Annotated in this window: 18 protein-coding genes and 1 other annotated feature; of the genes, 5 read left to right on the forward strand and 13 right to left on the reverse strand. The window is 39.3% G+C overall.

The features are described from left to right. Positions 1 to 25: 25 nt before the first annotated feature. The 4 genes from AB3I00_RS03430 to infC all read right to left on the reverse strand — a co-directional run bounded on the left by AB3I00_RS03430 (position 26) and on the right by infC (position 2,758). Positions 26 to 847 (reverse strand): PRD domain-containing protein, encoded by an 822-nt coding sequence (locus AB3I00_RS03430; protein ID WP_368024779.1) that lies wholly within the window; start codon positions 845 to 847, stop codon positions 26 to 28. Between the two features lie 702 nt (positions 848 to 1,549). Then, entirely contained in the window at positions 1,550 to 1,909 is a 360-nt protein-coding gene (rplT, locus tag AB3I00_RS03435; protein WP_002293355.1) for a 50S ribosomal protein L20, read from the reverse strand. Between the two features lie 52 nt (positions 1,910 to 1,961). After that, a complete protein-coding gene (gene rpmI / locus AB3I00_RS03440) occupies positions 1,962 to 2,162 on the reverse strand; it encodes a 50S ribosomal protein L35 (protein ID WP_002289309.1) in 201 nt (66 codons plus the stop codon). Positions 2,163 to 2,233: 71 nt separating this feature from the next. Then, positions 2,234 to 2,758, reverse strand: coding sequence for a translation initiation factor IF-3 (gene infC / locus AB3I00_RS03445; protein ID WP_002293357.1), 525 nt, complete (start codon positions 2,756 to 2,758; stop codon positions 2,234 to 2,236). Between the two features lie 43 nt (positions 2,759 to 2,801). Further along, positions 2,802 to 2,927: a sequence feature (ribosomal protein L20 leader region), on the reverse strand. A 150-nt stretch (positions 2,928 to 3,077) separates the two neighbouring features. Here infC and AB3I00_RS03450 point away from each other — a divergent pair. Next, entirely contained in the window at positions 3,078 to 3,710 is a 633-nt protein-coding gene (locus tag AB3I00_RS03450) for a pentapeptide repeat-containing protein (RefSeq protein WP_368024780.1), read from the forward strand. 1 nt (position 3,711) lies between these two features. Here the strand turns inward: AB3I00_RS03450 and AB3I00_RS03455 are convergent, their stop codons facing one another. Continuing rightward, positions 3,712 to 4,617 (reverse strand): magnesium transporter CorA family protein, encoded by a 906-nt coding sequence (locus AB3I00_RS03455; RefSeq protein ID WP_002313988.1) that lies wholly within the window; start codon positions 4,615 to 4,617, stop codon positions 3,712 to 3,714. Between the two features lie 84 nt (positions 4,618 to 4,701). After that, entirely contained in the window at positions 4,702 to 5,361 is a 660-nt protein-coding gene (locus AB3I00_RS03460; RefSeq protein ID WP_002293362.1) for a deoxynucleoside kinase, read from the reverse strand. Between the two features lie 315 nt (positions 5,362 to 5,676). Between AB3I00_RS03460 and mvk the strand changes: the two genes are divergently transcribed. Genes mvk through fni form a run of 4 tightly spaced genes read left to right on the forward strand, consistent with a single transcriptional unit; the run spans position 5,677 to position 9,741 of the window. Beyond that, positions 5,677 to 6,621 carry a mevalonate kinase gene (mvk, locus tag AB3I00_RS03465; RefSeq protein WP_002341068.1) on the forward strand — a complete coding sequence of 315 codons (945 nt, stop codon included), beginning with the start codon at positions 5,677 to 5,679 and terminating at the stop codon, positions 6,619 to 6,621. Then, positions 6,614 to 7,591, forward strand: a complete 978-nt coding sequence (mvaD, locus tag AB3I00_RS03470; RefSeq protein ID WP_002293367.1) for a diphosphomevalonate decarboxylase — start codon at positions 6,614 to 6,616, stop codon at positions 7,589 to 7,591. The genes mvk and mvaD overlap by 8 nt, the downstream gene beginning before the upstream one ends. Positions 7,592 to 7,603: 12 nt before the next feature. Then, entirely contained in the window at positions 7,604 to 8,689 is a 1,086-nt protein-coding gene (locus AB3I00_RS03475) for a phosphomevalonate kinase (RefSeq protein ID WP_111231668.1), read from the forward strand. Then, positions 8,686 to 9,741, forward strand: coding sequence for a type 2 isopentenyl-diphosphate Delta-isomerase (gene fni / locus AB3I00_RS03480; RefSeq protein WP_123837548.1), 1,056 nt, complete (start codon positions 8,686 to 8,688; stop codon positions 9,739 to 9,741). The genes AB3I00_RS03475 and fni overlap by 4 nt, the downstream gene beginning before the upstream one ends. A gap of 117 nt (positions 9,742 to 9,858) precedes the next feature. Here the strand turns inward: fni and AB3I00_RS03485 are convergent, their stop codons facing one another. The 7 genes from AB3I00_RS03485 to rhaM all read right to left on the reverse strand — a co-directional run bounded on the left by AB3I00_RS03485 (position 9,859) and on the right by rhaM (position 15,727). After that, positions 9,859 to 10,662: a gluconate 5-dehydrogenase gene (locus AB3I00_RS03485; RefSeq protein WP_002320630.1), complete on the reverse strand. Its 804-nt coding sequence runs from the start codon at positions 10,660 to 10,662 to the stop codon at positions 9,859 to 9,861. Positions 10,663 to 10,681: 19 nt separating this feature from the next. Continuing rightward, positions 10,682 to 11,524: a 5-dehydro-4-deoxy-D-glucuronate isomerase gene (gene kduI / locus AB3I00_RS03490; protein WP_002288239.1), complete on the reverse strand. Its 843-nt coding sequence runs from the start codon at positions 11,522 to 11,524 to the stop codon at positions 10,682 to 10,684. Between the two features lie 15 nt (positions 11,525 to 11,539). Next, the gene (locus AB3I00_RS03495) at positions 11,540 to 12,547 is read right to left on the reverse strand and encodes a sugar kinase (protein ID WP_086286310.1); all 1,008 of its coding nucleotides are present in this window, start codon (positions 12,545 to 12,547) and stop codon (positions 11,540 to 11,542) included. 6 nt (positions 12,548 to 12,553) lie between these two features. Further along, positions 12,554 to 13,198, reverse strand: coding sequence for a bifunctional 4-hydroxy-2-oxoglutarate aldolase/2-dehydro-3-deoxy-phosphogluconate aldolase (locus AB3I00_RS03500; RefSeq protein ID WP_002288242.1), 645 nt, complete (start codon positions 13,196 to 13,198; stop codon positions 12,554 to 12,556). A gap of 99 nt (positions 13,199 to 13,297) precedes the next feature. Beyond that, positions 13,298 to 14,056 (reverse strand): IclR family transcriptional regulator, encoded by a 759-nt coding sequence (locus AB3I00_RS03505; RefSeq protein WP_002293373.1) that lies wholly within the window; start codon positions 14,054 to 14,056, stop codon positions 13,298 to 13,300. 126 nt (positions 14,057 to 14,182) lie between these two features. After that, complete coding sequence (fucO, locus tag AB3I00_RS03510) at positions 14,183 to 15,334, reverse strand: lactaldehyde reductase (RefSeq protein ID WP_070703909.1); 1,152 nt, start codon at positions 15,332 to 15,334, stop codon at positions 14,183 to 14,185. An 81-nt stretch (positions 15,335 to 15,415) separates the two neighbouring features. Then, positions 15,416 to 15,727: an L-rhamnose mutarotase gene (gene rhaM, locus AB3I00_RS03515; RefSeq protein ID WP_002293379.1), complete on the reverse strand. Its 312-nt coding sequence runs from the start codon at positions 15,725 to 15,727 to the stop codon at positions 15,416 to 15,418.

The raw sequence follows: 15,727 nt of genomic DNA on the forward strand, positions 1-15,727 counted from the left end.
CTTGCCTGCTTTACCAGTAACAACCCTAATCGTTCTCTATTAATTTTTGAATATGCAAGGTTAAGTATAATTGCTCATCATCATTTAAAGCTGATTCTAAGTACTCTTCTACTAATTTCATTGTCTGAAATGCTTGATGATATTGCTCTTTCACATACGTTAATAATGGATTCGGTTTTGATTGATCTTCTGCATCTAAACGTTGAAAGAAAAAACGCAGATGTGTAATGAATCGATCGTAAGCTAATGAATCTTCATTAATTGTTAACTTATTCGATAAACGAATAATCACAATAATATCACGGATCTTTTTAGCAATGGTCCTAGCATCAAATTTTTGATTGCCGTTTTCATTAATCTGGGCATTGATTAGATGCATAGCAATATTGCCAGCTTCTTCATCTTCTAGTCTCACATTCAGTTTTTCTTCTATTAATCGTAACGCTTGTTTTCCTATTTCAAACTCTTTCGGATAACTTTTTTTGATTTCCCAAGATAAACGATTATGAAGAGATATTCCTTGTCGATAAAGCTTCATTAAATTGAATAGGTGATCCGTTAAAGAAATATAGAGCATTTCGCTTACCTCGTAATCCAACCTATCCTTTGCCAATTGAATAATATCATCCGTTAATGAAAAATACTTAATTGGTATAGAAGCAATCAATTTTTCAAATCGCTGATAAGAAGTTTTTTCCTTTAACACAAAAATTTTTTCGATTTTGCTTTCATCAGCTTCTAACCCTGGCTTCATTTGAAATCCTAATCCTGTACCAATCCATATAAAATCTTTCCCATTTTTTCCGACCAGAACTGCATTGTTATTGAGTATCTTTTTGATCTTCAAGACCTGTTTCACCTCCTTGAGCACAAGCAAAAACAGGCATACCTTAATACACGTGATAAAATCTCACTTGTAGTAAGGTATAGCCTGCCTTATCAGTAACTACCCATTCAATTTGATGTAATTATAAATGATTACATATCATTTTGCAAGCGTTTTTCTTTTTAACAATATTTATACTAAGACATAAGAAACAACAATTTTAATAATTGTCTACCTTCAATTTTTTCTAATTCTTCAAAAGTACATTGCCCAACTTTTTTCAATTCTTGCTATTTTCTTCTAAATACTTTGTTAATCTTTTGTTCCTCTTTATATTATAAATCTATTGTGTTCTATCTCCGATTTAAGATTTTTTAATCATCTTTTATTATTTGCATATCTCTGGACTATTTTTGGCAATTATCAAATTGGTGGAGAATTTACTCAAATATTTGTCTCGCTTGAGTTACTCAGTTTTCTTCTTAAGACAAAAATCCTTAACATATCTCTTAAAAGCGATTTTTATTCCTTTTTATTTTTCATTATTTTCAACATTCGCTGTTTTTCTCACTCATCTTCTAATATTTTCAATATTTTTTCACACTAATCGCTCATTTCAAGGGTAAATATTGAGTTTGTCTTAAACCTCTGGGTGGAAATTTAAGACAAAAAAATCCCTGCTTAATGAGCAGGGATAACATTTATAAATCAATGTTTGTAAGCTTATTTAGCCAAAGCGTCTTTTGCTTGGTCAGCCAATGCAGTAAATGCTGCTGCATCGTTAACAGCCAAGTCAGCTAACATTTTACGGTTGATGTCGATTTCAGCAACTTTCAAACCGTGCATTAATTTTGAGTAGCTCAAGCCATTCATACGAGCTGCTGCGTTGATACGAGCAATCCACAATTTACGGAAGTCGCGTTTCTTTTGACGACGATCGCGATATGCGTAGTTGTATGAATTCATTACTTGTTCTTTTGCTGTTTTAAATAAAGTGTGTTTTGAACCGTAGTAACCTTTTGCTAATTTTAGCACTCTTTTACGACGTTTACGAGTTACTGTTCCACCTTTAACACGTGCCATGTATAATTCCTCCTAATAAAAATAAATCTTCAGATTCTGTTATTTGTACTTCTTATTTCATTTTTGCTAGTTGTTGGCGAATACGCTTGAAGTCGCCACTAGAAACCATGCTTGCTTTACGCAATTGACGGCGTTGTTTTTTTGTTTTGCCGTGGAAACGGTGACTTGTAAACGCGCGGAAGCGTTTCAATCCGCCTTTACCAGTACGTTTGAAACGTTTTGCTGATCCGCGGTGTGTTTTTTGTTTTGGCATGACTATATTTCCTCCTCAAAATCTTTCGTTATCCGACTATCGGCTGTCCAACAGCCAGTTAGTCATTCAAATTACTTACTGTCGTTTTTCGGTGCCAGCGTCAAGAACATGCTGCGTCCGTCCATTTTCGCTTTTTGTTCCACTGTTGCAATATCAGCAGTTTCTTCAGCTAAGCGATTCAAGACTTTTTGACCAATTTCTTTATGGGTAATGGCACGGCCTTTGAAACGGATAGAAGCTTTCACTTTATCGCCCTTTTCCAAGAACTTACGTGCATTACGAAGTTTTGTATTGAAGTCATTCAAGTCGATCGTAGGACTTAAGCGAACTTCTTTTACATTGATCACTTTTTGTTTTTTACGCGCTTCGCGATCTTTCTTTTGTTGTTCGAAACGGTATTTACCGTAGTCCATGATTCGCGCAACTGGTGGTTTCGCACCAGGGGCAACTAACACAAGATCCAAGTTTGCTTGTTCTGCAATATTCAATGCTTCTGCTTTTGTCTTAACTCCTAATTGCTCACCATCTGAACCGATCAATCGTAACTCTCGTGCACGAATGCCGTCGTTAACCATCATATCCTTTGCTATGGTCATTCACCTCCAAATATTATGAGAGAAAGAAAAGCTTACCGAATAAACGGCAATAAAAAAACGAGTTCTCTTACAGAACCCGCGCGTACTTCACCTAATAGAACCAGTGAAAACTATCTAGCCCAGTGACATTATCAACTAAGGCGAGAAGCGGGTGCTTCTGCTTTTATTTCTCAACCATCGTAGTATAGCAAAAACCAATCATTCTGTCAATGTTTTTCATACAGTTTTTCTTCCTTTTTTGAAAATGATTGGTCTAGCAGACTTTCTAGCAGTGATTCCCGCTTCTTTGCTATACTAAAGAAAAACGAGGTGAACCCACATGAAAAAAATCGAACCTATCCCACCTTCTCTTCCTCCTCTGACAAAAGGAGATTTTTATTTAGAAGATGAAGAAATCCTCTCTGGTCTTCTGATCAATGGAGGTGATCAAAGCTATCTTGATGCCAAAAATATGGTATTAAGAGAGAGTCATGTCCGAAAACTGACCATGCAAAAAACAGTTTTACGTCATTTTGAATGTAGTAATGTCATTTTTGAAAAGTGTGATTTTTCCAATCTGGAGTGGATTGGTGGCAGTTTCCACCAAGTCGTGTTTCATCAATGTAAATTAACAGGTACGAATTTTGCCGAAAGTTATCTTAGAGACTGCACTTTCACTGACTGCATTGCTTCGATGGCTTCCTTTAGTAGCACAAACTTGAAAGCCGTATCCTTCGATCATTGCCAGTTAGAAGACAGCGAATTTTATGAGGTCACTTGGAAAAATCTTTTTTTGTCTGACAATCAGTTAACTGGTTCGAATTGGTTCCGAACTTCTCTGAAGGGATTAGACTTTACGACTAATTTCTTCACTGCCATTGCTTTATCTCAAGATTATTTGGCAGGACTGATCGTCAACCAGGAGCAAGCACTTGTGATTGCTCAAGCCCTTGGTTTGCAGATCAAAGACTAGATCAACGAATCCGCCGCCATAGTGCAATGAGCATCCAAACAGATAAAACCAGACTGATGATCAAGGCGATTCCCCATCCGAAAACAGAATGGGTAAATGGTAGCTTAAGATTCATCCCGAAAAATCCTGTCACAATAGTCGGTACAGTCAAGATCAACGACCAGACAGTCAAAAACTTCATCGTGTCATTTAAATTGTTATTCAGTAAATTATTATAAGTGCCAGAAAGCTGATCTAAAATCTGCGAAGCTAAGTTCGTCATTTCAACTGCTTGTCGTGCTTCGATCAGTGCATCGTCCAACTCTTCCTTTTCCTTTTCTGACAACTTGCGATAAATGGCTAATGCCTTGATTTGTTCCAAAAGTACTACATTTTGTTTTGTTCCTGTAACTAAGTAAACCAAACCAATCTCTAAATCTGAAAGTTGCAGTAGATTCTTGTTTGTTGTTTTTTCCCTTAACTTTAGGTTGAGCCGTTGACGTTCGCTATTTACTTCCTCGATTAAAGGAAAAAAGGAATCGGAAATTAAAAATAATGTACGAAACAATAAACTGTATACACTCATGTCTGGCATTCGCTCCAAAAGTGATCGAATCAGTCGAATCACATACTCGGTATTCGGCGTGGTAAATGTAAACAAACCATCTTCTTTTAAAATAAAAGCAATAGGACTAGTTTCGTAATGGTTATCGACTTTTTGTTGGTGTGGGACATTTGATACAAGTAGTAACGCTTCATCAAAAGAGTCATACTCTACGCGTGCCCGCTCATTTTTATCTAGAGAATAAGTCAGCATCTCATCGCTGATGCCATATTCTTCTTTTAAATTTTTAACAGCTAGCACATCATCTTGCTGTATATTGATCCAAAAATTACGTTCTTGATTAAAATAGTGTTTTTCCCGCATACTCCATCCTCCTGATATTTGTTTCTAGTATAAAGAAAAAAGCTACTCAAATAAAGGAGCATCCTTTTTTTGAGTAGCTTTAAATCAAATAGCTAATTCAGTTTGGCGGATTTCTGCTAATTTTTCTTCGATCATTTTCAAGACTTCTTCTTTTGCTTGAGGATCTTCCACAAAATTATAGCGATCTCCATCGATTTGGATTTTTGGACTTTCTTTGTATTCTTCATACCATTGATCATACCGTCTGTTCAATTCTTTGTAATAATCGTACAGACTTGGGTCAAAGGACAATTGTTCATACGAACGACCACGTTTCTCGATCCGTTCCAGCATCGTATCAAAAGATACACGAATATGAACTAATAAATCCGGGTGTTTTTTATGGGCAGCATAGGGCAGTTCTTCCATCATGTTTTCCAGCAGTTCATCATACACACGAACTTCCGTTTCCGTCGCTCTTCCTAGATCTGCATTTAGATGGAAAAGCAGCGAATCTTCATAAATCGAACGGTCCAATACATTATTGTCATCTTTCATTGCTTGTTTGATGCTTGCAAAACGTTTATTCAAAAAATAAATTTGCAGCAAAAAAGCATACTGTTCAGGGTTTGCATAAAATAAGGGCAAGACTTCATTATCATCAATTGATTCATAAAATGCCTGACTATCAAAGTGTTCAGCCATCATTTCTGTCAAACTTGATTTTCCGGCACCAATTGTACCTGCTAAAACGATCACGCTCATTTACCTCCAGCTCACTTCATCACTAAATATTGTGTTTAACTCCAACCTTTTTAAATATACCCCCAATATCTAGTAGTGTCAATTGTATTTTTTTCTAGTCAAAAAAGAAAAAAGGTCAAAAAATTCTTAAGAAAAAAGGGTTTTTCCTTTAGAAAACGTATTCTTAGTTTTACTTCTGGGATGATTTTAGTAAAATAAAGAAGGAATGTTTTTTGAGACCCTTAGCGGACAAAAAATTTCGTGAAGCAGCGCAACTCGTTTTGGGCGCTTTATTTTTTGCTTAAAAATCACTTTTACGTGAGAAGGAGTTAGATTATGGCAAACTATGGCCAAGGAGAATCAAGCGGAAAGATTATCTTGATGGGCGAGCACGCGGTTGTTTATGGAGAACCGGCGATTGCCTTTCCTTTTTATGCAACAAAAGTCACCGCATTCCTTGAAGAGCTGGATGCAATGGACGATCAATTGGTTTCTTCCTACTATTCAGGAAATTTAGCCGAAGCTCCTCATACATTAAAAAATATCAAAAAATTATTCATCCATTTAAAAAAAGAGCATGATATCCATAAAAACTTGCAACTAACCATCGAAAGCACGATTCCTGCTGAACGTGGAATGGGATCAAGTGCTGCGGTCGCCACAGCAGTTACTCGTGCTTTTTATGATTACTTAGCACTCCCTTTGTCTCGTGAAATACTATTAGAGAAAGTACAACTTTCGGAAAAAATCGCACATGGCAATCCTAGTGGGATCGATGCAGCCGCTACTAGCAGCTTGCAGCCAATTTATTTTACAAAAGGGCATCCTTTTGATTATTTTTCTTTGAATATCGATGCTTTTTTGATTGTCGCTGATACAGGAATCAAAGGACAAACAAGAGAAGCCGTCAAAGATGTCGCTCACCTGTTTGAAAGACAACCACATGAAACTGGACAAATGATCCAAAAATTAGGATACTTGACAAAGCAAGCGAAGCAAGCAATCATTGAAAATTCACCAGAAATGTTAGCTCAAACAATGGATGAATCACAATCACTTCTGGAAAAACTGACGATCAGCAACGATTTCCTTGATTTACTGATCCAAACAGCTAAAGATACCGGTGCATTAGGTGCTAAATTAACTGGCGGCGGACGCGGTGGCTGCATGATTGCATTAGCACAAACAAAAACAAAAGCCCAAGAAATCAGTCAAGCACTTGAAGATGCGGGTGCGGCTGAAACTTGGATACAAGGATTAGGAGTACATACCTATGTTTAAAGGCAAAGCACGCGCATATACCAACATTGCCCTAATCAAATATTGGGGTAAGAAAAATGAAGCACTCATCCTTCCGATGAACAACAGTCTTTCGTTGACATTGGATGCATTTTATACCGAAACAGAAGTCATCTTTTCTGATAGCTATATAGCAGATGAATTTTATCTAGATGACACCTTGCAAGACGAAAAAGCAACAAAAAAAGTTAGTCAGTTTCTTGACCTTTTTCGTAAAGAAGCCGGCATCTCACTAAAAGCTTCAGTAATCAGTCAGAATTTCGTTCCTACCGCAGCCGGATTAGCATCCTCTGCTAGCGGGCTAGCTGCTTTAGCAGGCGCTTGTAATACTGCCCTTAAGCTTGGATTAGACGATCTTTCTCTTTCAAGATTTGCTCGACGCGGGTCTGGTTCAGCTTGCCGAAGTATTTTTGGTGGTTTCGTCGAATGGGAAAAAGGTCATGATGACTTAAGCTCTTATGCCAAGCCAGTCCCTTCTGATTCTTTCGAAGACGATCTAGCAATGGTTTTCATTTTGATCAACGACCAGAAAAAAGAAGTGTCTAGCAGAAATGGGATGCGGCGGACAGTCGAAACATCCAGTTTTTATCAAGGCTGGTTAGATTCCGTTGAAGGGGATCTATATCAATTGAAACAAGCAATCAAAACAAAAGATTTCCAACTTCTCGGAGAAACGATGGAAAGAAACGGACTAAAAATGCACGGAACGACTTTAGCTGCCCAACCACCTTTCACTTACTGGTCTCCTGACAGCTTAAAAGCGATGGATGCGGTGCGGCAATTGAGAAAGCAAGGCATTCCATGCTACTTTACGATGGATGCTGGCCCTAATGTCAAAGTTTTAGTGGAAAACAGCCATTTATCTGAGGTACAAGAAACATTTACCAAATTATTTAGCAAAGAACAAGTAATTACTGCCCATGCTGGTCCAGGAATTGCGATTATTGAATAAAGGGAGATTTTTATGATTGAAGTATCTGCACCAGGCAAACTCTATATTGCCGGAGAATATGCAGTTGTTGAAACAGGTCATCCGGCAGTTATCGCTGCAGTCGATCAATTCGTGACAGTCACTGTAGAGTCCGCACGAAAAGTCGGAAGTATTCAATCTGCACAATATAGCGGGATGCCCATACGTTGGACAAGACGTAACGGGGAATTAGTTTTAGATATTCGGGAAAATCCTTTTCATTATATCCTTGCTGCTATTCGATTGACTGAAAAGTATGCACAAGAAAAAAACATTCTTTTATCCTTTTATGATCTGAAAGTAACAAGCGAGCTAGACAGTTCAAATGGTCGGAAATACGGATTAGGTTCTAGCGGCGCCGTTACTGTTGCAACGGTCAAAGCCTTGAATGTTTTTTACGCATTGAATTTATCTCAGCTAGAGATTTTCAAGATCGCAGCACTCGCTAATTTAGCAGTTCAAGATAATGGTTCTTGCGGCGACATCGCTGCTAGCTGTTATGGTGGCTGGATCGCCTTCTCGACCTTCGACCATCCTTGGCTCCAAGAACAAGAAACTCAGCATTCCATCAGTCAGTTACTTGCCATGGATTGGCCAGGTCTCTCAATTGAGCCATTGATTGCTCCTGAAGATTTACGTTTATTGATTGGTTGGACGGGTAGCCCTGCCTCTACCTCTGATTTGGTCGATCAAGTTCACCGTTCGAGAGAAGATAAAATGGTGGCTTATCAGCTTTTCTTAAAAAACAGTACAGAATGCGTCAACGAAATGATCAAAGGGTTTAAAGAAGATAATGTTACGTTGATCCAACAGATGATTCGAAAAAACCGACAATTACTGCATGATTTATCGGCTATCACCGGGGTTGTTATCGAAACGCCTGCTTTGAATAAATTATGTAATTTAGCTGAACAGTATGAAGGGGCTGCAAAGTCTTCCGGTGCAGGTGGTGGGGATTGCGGCATCGTAATCGTTGATCAGAAATCTGGCATCCTTCCTTTAATGAGTGCATGGGAAAAAGCAGAAATCACCCCCCTACCGTTACATGTCTATAGCGATCAAAGAAAGGAAAAACGATGAATCGAAAAGATGAACATGTTTCACTAGCTAAAGCCTTTCATGATAAGCAAAAAAATGAATTTGATTTCGTACGGGTCATTCATAATCCTTTGCCGCAAACAGCAGTTGCTGATGTCGATCTAAGTACACAGGCAGCTGGGTTTACACTAAGCAGCCCGTTTTATATCAATGCGATGACAGGCGGAAGCGAAAAAACAAAAAAAATCAACCAAGATCTTGCAATCGTCGCAAGAGAAGCAGATTTGATGATTGCCACTGGTTCAGTCAGCGCTGCCTTGAAGGACCCTTCTTTAGCCGATACTTATACAATTGTGCGACAAGAATATCCTCACGGGAAAATCATTGCCAACATCGGTGCAGGAACTTCTGTCGAAAGAGCCCAAGAAGCTATCCGATTGTTTCACGCAGATGCCTTACAGATTCATTTGAATGCACCTCAAGAATTGGTCATGCCTGAGGGAGACCGTGATTTTACTAACTGGAAAGCACTTATCCAAGAGATTCAAACAGCCATTGATGTCCCCCTCATCGTAAAAGAAGTCGGGTTTGGCATGACAAGAGAAACGATCAAAGATTTAGCTTCTTTAGGGGTTCATACAGTTGATATCAGCGGTCGAAGCGGGACAAGTTTCACCCAGATTGAAAATGCCCGTCGCTCCAAGCGAGAACTGAATTATCTAGCTGATTGGGGGCAATCGACAGTCGCCTCATTGCTTGAAGCAAATGAAGCAGACACTTCTATGGAAATCCTAGCCTCCGGAGGTATCCGCAATGCCTATGACATATTTAAGGCCCTTTGTCTAGGCGCAAAAGCAGTGGGCACTTCAGGAACTGTATTGACTCACCTGATGAATCATGGCGTAGAAGAAACCATTATGCTAATGAAACAATGGCAAGAGGAACTTCGTCTGCTTTATACCATGGTCGGCGCAACGAATATCGCGACCCTCCACCAACAATCTCTCATCTTTTCCGGTCCAGTGAAGGATTGGTGCGAAGCAAGAGGAATCGACTTAGTGAAGTATGGAAGACGCACAGAAAAAGGAGTATGACTGATTTACGTCATACTCCTTTTTTTCAAATAAATGATGTTTGATCAGCTGTCCTTCGGTATTCGTTCAAGCTGCTGATTTCATAACCTCTCCACTAAACAGTGTACTAAACCTCGTTTAAGGTTGTTTTCCGATATAGGCAAGTATGCCGCCGTCTACATACAAGACATGGCCGTTAACGAAATCCGATGCGCTAGAAGCCAAGAAGACAGATGGCCCAGCCAAATCGATTGGCTCGCCCCAACGTGCTGCTGGCGTACGTCCAACGATAAATTGATCGAATGGATGACGTTCACCGTTTTCTTGTGTTTCGCGTAATGGAGCAGTTTGCGGTGTAGCAATATAACCTGGTCCAATTCCATTACATTGGATATTGTATTGACCGTATTCAGAAGCGATGTTTTTCGTCAGCATTTTTAATCCGCCTTTTGCCGCAGCATAAGCACTGACTGTTTCGCGTCCTAATTCACTCATCATGGAACAGATATTGATGATTTTACCGCCGCCTTTTTCGATCATATCTGGAATAACTGCTTTTGAAACGATAAATGGAGCATTTAAATCCACGTCGATCACTTGACGGAAGTCAGCCGCATCCATTTCGATCATCGGTGTCCGTTTGATGATCCCTGCATTATTGACTAGAATATCAACTGAACCTACATCTTCTTTGATTTGCTGAACCATTGCTTGAACCGCTTCTTCATCGGTTACATCGCAGACATAACCTTTTGCATCGATGCCCGCTTCTTTATAATGCGCTATACCTTCATCAACTGATTCTTGATTCAAGTTATTAAATACGATTTTTGCTCCTGCTGTAGCTAAAGAGCGTGCAATCTCAAATCCAATACCATAGACGGCACCGGTGACTAATGCTACTTTTCCATCTAAACGAAACATATCCATATTAAATTCCATCATTTTCTCTCCCTTATGCTTATTTTAATTGATCCATTTGCACCATATCCATGTCTGTATAGGTGATGTTTTCTCCGCACATTGCCCAGATGAATGAGTAATTGCTTGTACCTACACCTGAATGGATCGACCAGCTTGGTGAAATAATGGCTTGTTCATTGTCTACGACTAAATGTTTTGTTTCATCTGGTTTGCCCATCATGTGGAACACACGTGTATCTTCATTGGCATAATCAAAGTAGACATACGCTTCCATACGACGTTCATGTGTATGACAAGGCATCGTATTCCAAGCACTTCCTGGTTCTAAAATCGTATAACCCATTTGTAATTGACAGCTTTCGCATACATTTGGATGGATGTATTGATAGATTTTACGTTCATTCAATGTCAGACCTTCACCAGTTTCCATTGGTTTTACTTGGTCGATACTGATTTTTACATTTGGATATTTATGATGAGCTGGAACAGAACTAATATAGAATTTAGCTGGGTTTTCAGCATCTTGAGAAGAAAATACGACATGTCGTGTTTCTTTTCCGATATAATAGCCGTCTTGTTTTTTCATTTCTTCTTTTTGCCCATCGATCTCGATGAATCCTGGTCCACCGATATTGATCACACCTAGTTCACGACGTTCTAAGAAGTAATCAACACCTAGTTCTTTGTCTAATGTGATTTCTAATTCTTTTTCAGTAGGTGTCACGCCACCAAAGATCATTCGATCGTTGTGCGTATAAGTCAAACTGATTTTTCCTGGTTCAAATACCTTTTCTACTAAAAACTCTTTTCTCAATTGTTCTGTTGAATAATGACGGATATCTTCTGGACTGTGTGTATAACGTGTTTCCATTTCTTGCATTTTCTTCTACTCCTTCTATCGAATGATTTTTCCAGAGCCGCATGCTAAAAATTGTGCGACTTCTTCTTGACTGAATTGGTTGCAGTCCCCATGGATCGTATGCTTCAAGGCAGAAGCTGCCGTAGCAAAATCAATGATTTCTTGCGGGGGCATATTGGATAAAATCCCATGGAGCACGCCACCTGCAAAAGCATCTCCGCCACCTACTCGATCCACGATTGGGGTGATTCTATGGACATGGGATTCCACATATTCATGGTTCATCCACAATGTCCCCTTCAATTCATTTTCACTTGCTGAATGAACGGTACGTTTGGTCGAATAAAACACCTGGATATTCGGGAACTTTTCCTGCATTTTTTGATAATAATAAATTAGCGGTTGTTCTTCTGCTTCTGGCGCTTTCTCGATACCTAACAAATAAAGAGCATCCATTTTTCCAGCTGAACAGATATCTACTAAAGGTAAAAGCTGATGGATTACTTCGCTGGCTTCTTGCTGTGTCCATAATTTCCCGCGATAGTTGATATCGAAGCTGATCAGACAGCCGGCTTTTTTTGCAGCTTCTATCACTTGTTTCGTCATTTTTTGCCATTTTTTAGACAAAGCTGGGGTGATTCCTGAAACATGAAATATATCTATTCCTTGGAATAACTCCTCTAGCGACCATTCCAAATGATCCATTTCAGCAAAGCTTGATCCGGCACGATCATAGATCACTGAGGCGGCGCGTTCGCCACTACCAGTTTCCATATAATAAGTACCTAGTCTTGGACCACCAGATAATACCTGTTTCGTATCTACTCCATAACATTGCAAGTGCTTTTTGACTGCTTTTCCCAACGCGTTATCAGGTACTTTGGTAGCAAAAACCGCGTCATGTCCGTAATTAGCTAAAGAAATTGCTACGTTTGCTTCCCCTCCGCCATAATGGGCTGCGAATCGTTCACTTGAATCGATGCGGGTTCCCTGTTCTGTGGATAATCGCAACATGATTTCTCCGAGTGTCACTACTTTTCCCATAAGCAGTTACCTCTTGATTTCTTTCATTTTTGCTGCATACTGTTGCGCGACTTCCGTTACTTTGTCAAAATCTCCTGTAGCTGCAGGTGCTAAAAGGTTCCCACCTACTCCGACTGTTACGACACCAGCATCGAACCACTCTTTCATATTGTCCAGACTCACACCACCAGTTGGCATGATATTGACTTGAGGCATCGGTGCCTTGAAGGCAGAAATGATACTTGGTCCATAAGCGCTTCCAGGAAATAGTTTGACGATATCTACCCCGCTTTTCAGGGCTGTTTTGATCTCGGTAATCGTCATACATCCTGGTAAGTAAGGAATTTGATACAGATTGCACATCTCTGCCGTTTCTTGATCAAAGGAAGGGCTAACAATATATTCTGCGCCAGCTAAGATAGCCAAGCGAGCTGTGACAGCGTCTAATACTGTGCCTGCGCCAATCACTATTTCTGGTTGGTCTTTATAGAATGATAAAAGTTCTTTGATTACTTGATCCGCTTGAGGGACTGTAAAAGTCAACTCAATACCAGTTAGACCACCTTTGATGATTGCGTGGCAAGCATTCAAAGCTTCTTCTTTACTTTTTCCGCGTACCACCGCAATCACTCCGGCGTTTTTCAATCGAGATAAAATATCAATTTTTTTCATCTTCTCCACCTATTTCCTATTTAGAAATTTTATTTTATAACTTGGAAATCCATACCCATATTATACGGCAGAAAAGAAAAAATGCAAACGCTTTTTTCATTATTTTTGAATTCTTTGCTCGATTTCGCTTTTTGTTTGCTTGAGGGCACTGATTATTTGTTCTTTTGTCTCATCTGTTAAACGATATTTCGGCATACTTACACTAAATGCACCAATGATTTGTTCATTTTTCACGATTGAGGCTCCTATACAAAAAATATCACGTTCGATTTCTTCATCGTCAAATGCAACGTGGGTTTCTTTTACCGTTTGGATTTCCTTTTTCAAACGCAAGGCATTGGTAATCGTGTACTCCGTGTAAGGGATCAACGGATGTTTTTCAAGATAATCAGTGTACTGCTCTTCACTGAATTCTGCTAATACGGCTTTACCCATCGCAGAATTGTATAATGGTCGGGTGATTCCGATTTTTGAAGACATACGGATCGTTTGATGTTTTGGATCTAGTTTGTTCACATACAAGATTTCATTGTTGTCCAATACCCCTAAGTGGATAGTCTCATCGATCTTTTGCTGCAACTGTTCTAAAAATGGTAAAGTCAGTTCTACCAAATCGATTTGCTCAATGTTTTTATTCGCGTAGCGAATAAGCTTTGCACCTAAACGATAATTTTTCTCTGAATTTTTATTTACGTAGCCGATCATCAGTAAAGTATCTAGTATTTTCAAGACTGTAGAAGAAGTCATTCCCACACCCTTTGCGATCGTCTGCAAAGAGATGTCTGGATTTTCCGCTAAATAGTCTAGTATTTTAGAAGCTTTGATCAATACAGTTCCATAAGGTTTTTTATTTTCCATATAATATTCTCCTATTTCTTTATAAGAAAAATTATAGCGGAAATATCATCAATTTAAAAGAGATAACCGAATACAAACTGCTATTTCTCTTTATAGGCAACTCAAAGTTAAAGATCCGCTTCATTTTTACATCAAGCTTTGATATAAGGCAATAATTTCTTCTACTGTCGTTTCTCTTGGATTTCCTGGTGTACATACATCTCGCAAAGCATCTTCTGCAATTGCTGGGATATCCGCTTCTTTTACACCTAACTCAGAAATGGTCGCTGGGATTCCAACCGCTTTGCTCAATCGATCGATCTCACCGCAAGCTGCATCTCTTACATCTTCTAAAGACATTTCAGCTGCTCCTTTGATTCCTAGTACAAGAGCGATTTCACGGTATTTTTCTCCAGTATATTCTTTGTTATATTTCATGATCGTTGGCAAGAGCGCTGCACACGCTACACCATGTGGGATGTTGTACCATGCACTTAACGGATGAGCCATCCCATGTACCAGTCCTAAACCTACATTTGAGAAGCCCATTCCTGCAATATATTGTCCTAATGCCATTTTTTCTCGTCCATTTTGATCACCCTCTACAGAAGCTTCCAAAGAATGACCAATGATTTCAATTGCTTTCAAATGCAGCATATCAGTCATTTCCCAAGCGCCTTTTGTGATCAACCCTTCGATAGCATGTGTCATAGCATCCATCCCTGTTGATGCAGCCAATTTTTTCGGCATTCCCATCATCATGTCACTGTCGATGAACGCAACGATTGGGATATCATGAGGGTCGACACAGACGAATTTTCGGTGATTTGCTTCATCTGTGATGACGTAGTTGATCGTTACCTCTGCTGCTGTCCCAGAAGTCGTTGGTACAGCTAAGATAGGTAAACATGGATTTTTTGTATCAGCAACACCTTCTAAGCTGATGACATCTGAAAACTCTGGATTCGTCAAAATAATCCCAATGGCTTTTGCCGTATCGATTGGCGAACCTCCACCGATTGCGATCAAACAGTCTGCCTCTGCCTCTTTAACAAAAGCCACTCCGTCTTTTACGTTTTGGATTGTTGGGTTAGGTACGATCCCGTCGTATAAAACATAATCGATTGCTGCATTATCCAAAAGCTCTGTTACTTTTGTCGCTATGCCATGTTCGATCAATCCTTTATCAGTAATGACAGCTGCTTTGCTGAATCCTCGCTGCTGAAATTCGGGAACGATTGACTCAATCGCTCCTTTTCCAAAATACGATGTTTCATTTAAAATCATTCGATTACTCATTTTCTATTCCTCCTAATTTGTATTATTTTTCACAATAAAAATGAAAGAACTTCAAGCAACCGGTTGCCCAGTTGCTTGTTGCTACAGTTCAAAGACTGGCGTCAATTCACGGCTGACTGGGGAGGCATCTGGATTTGTTTCCATGATATCTTCCATATATTTCCACCATTTTTGATTGATCGGTGTATTTGCCATTTTTCCCCATAACTCTTCATCTTCGACCACTAGGTAACCAAATAATAAACTGGTACTCGGATCAAGATAGATCGAATAGTCGATGACCCCATGTTCACGAAGCGCTGTGCGCATCTCTGGCCAAAGTTCATCATGTCTTTTTTTGTATTCTTCTTGTTTTTCTGGGTAAACTTTCATGCAAAAGGCTTTTTTCACCAT

Source organism: Enterococcus sp. C76, from assembly GCF_040886985.1.
Classification (GTDB): domain Bacteria; phylum Bacillota; class Bacilli; order Lactobacillales; family Enterococcaceae; genus Enterococcus_B; species Enterococcus_B lactis.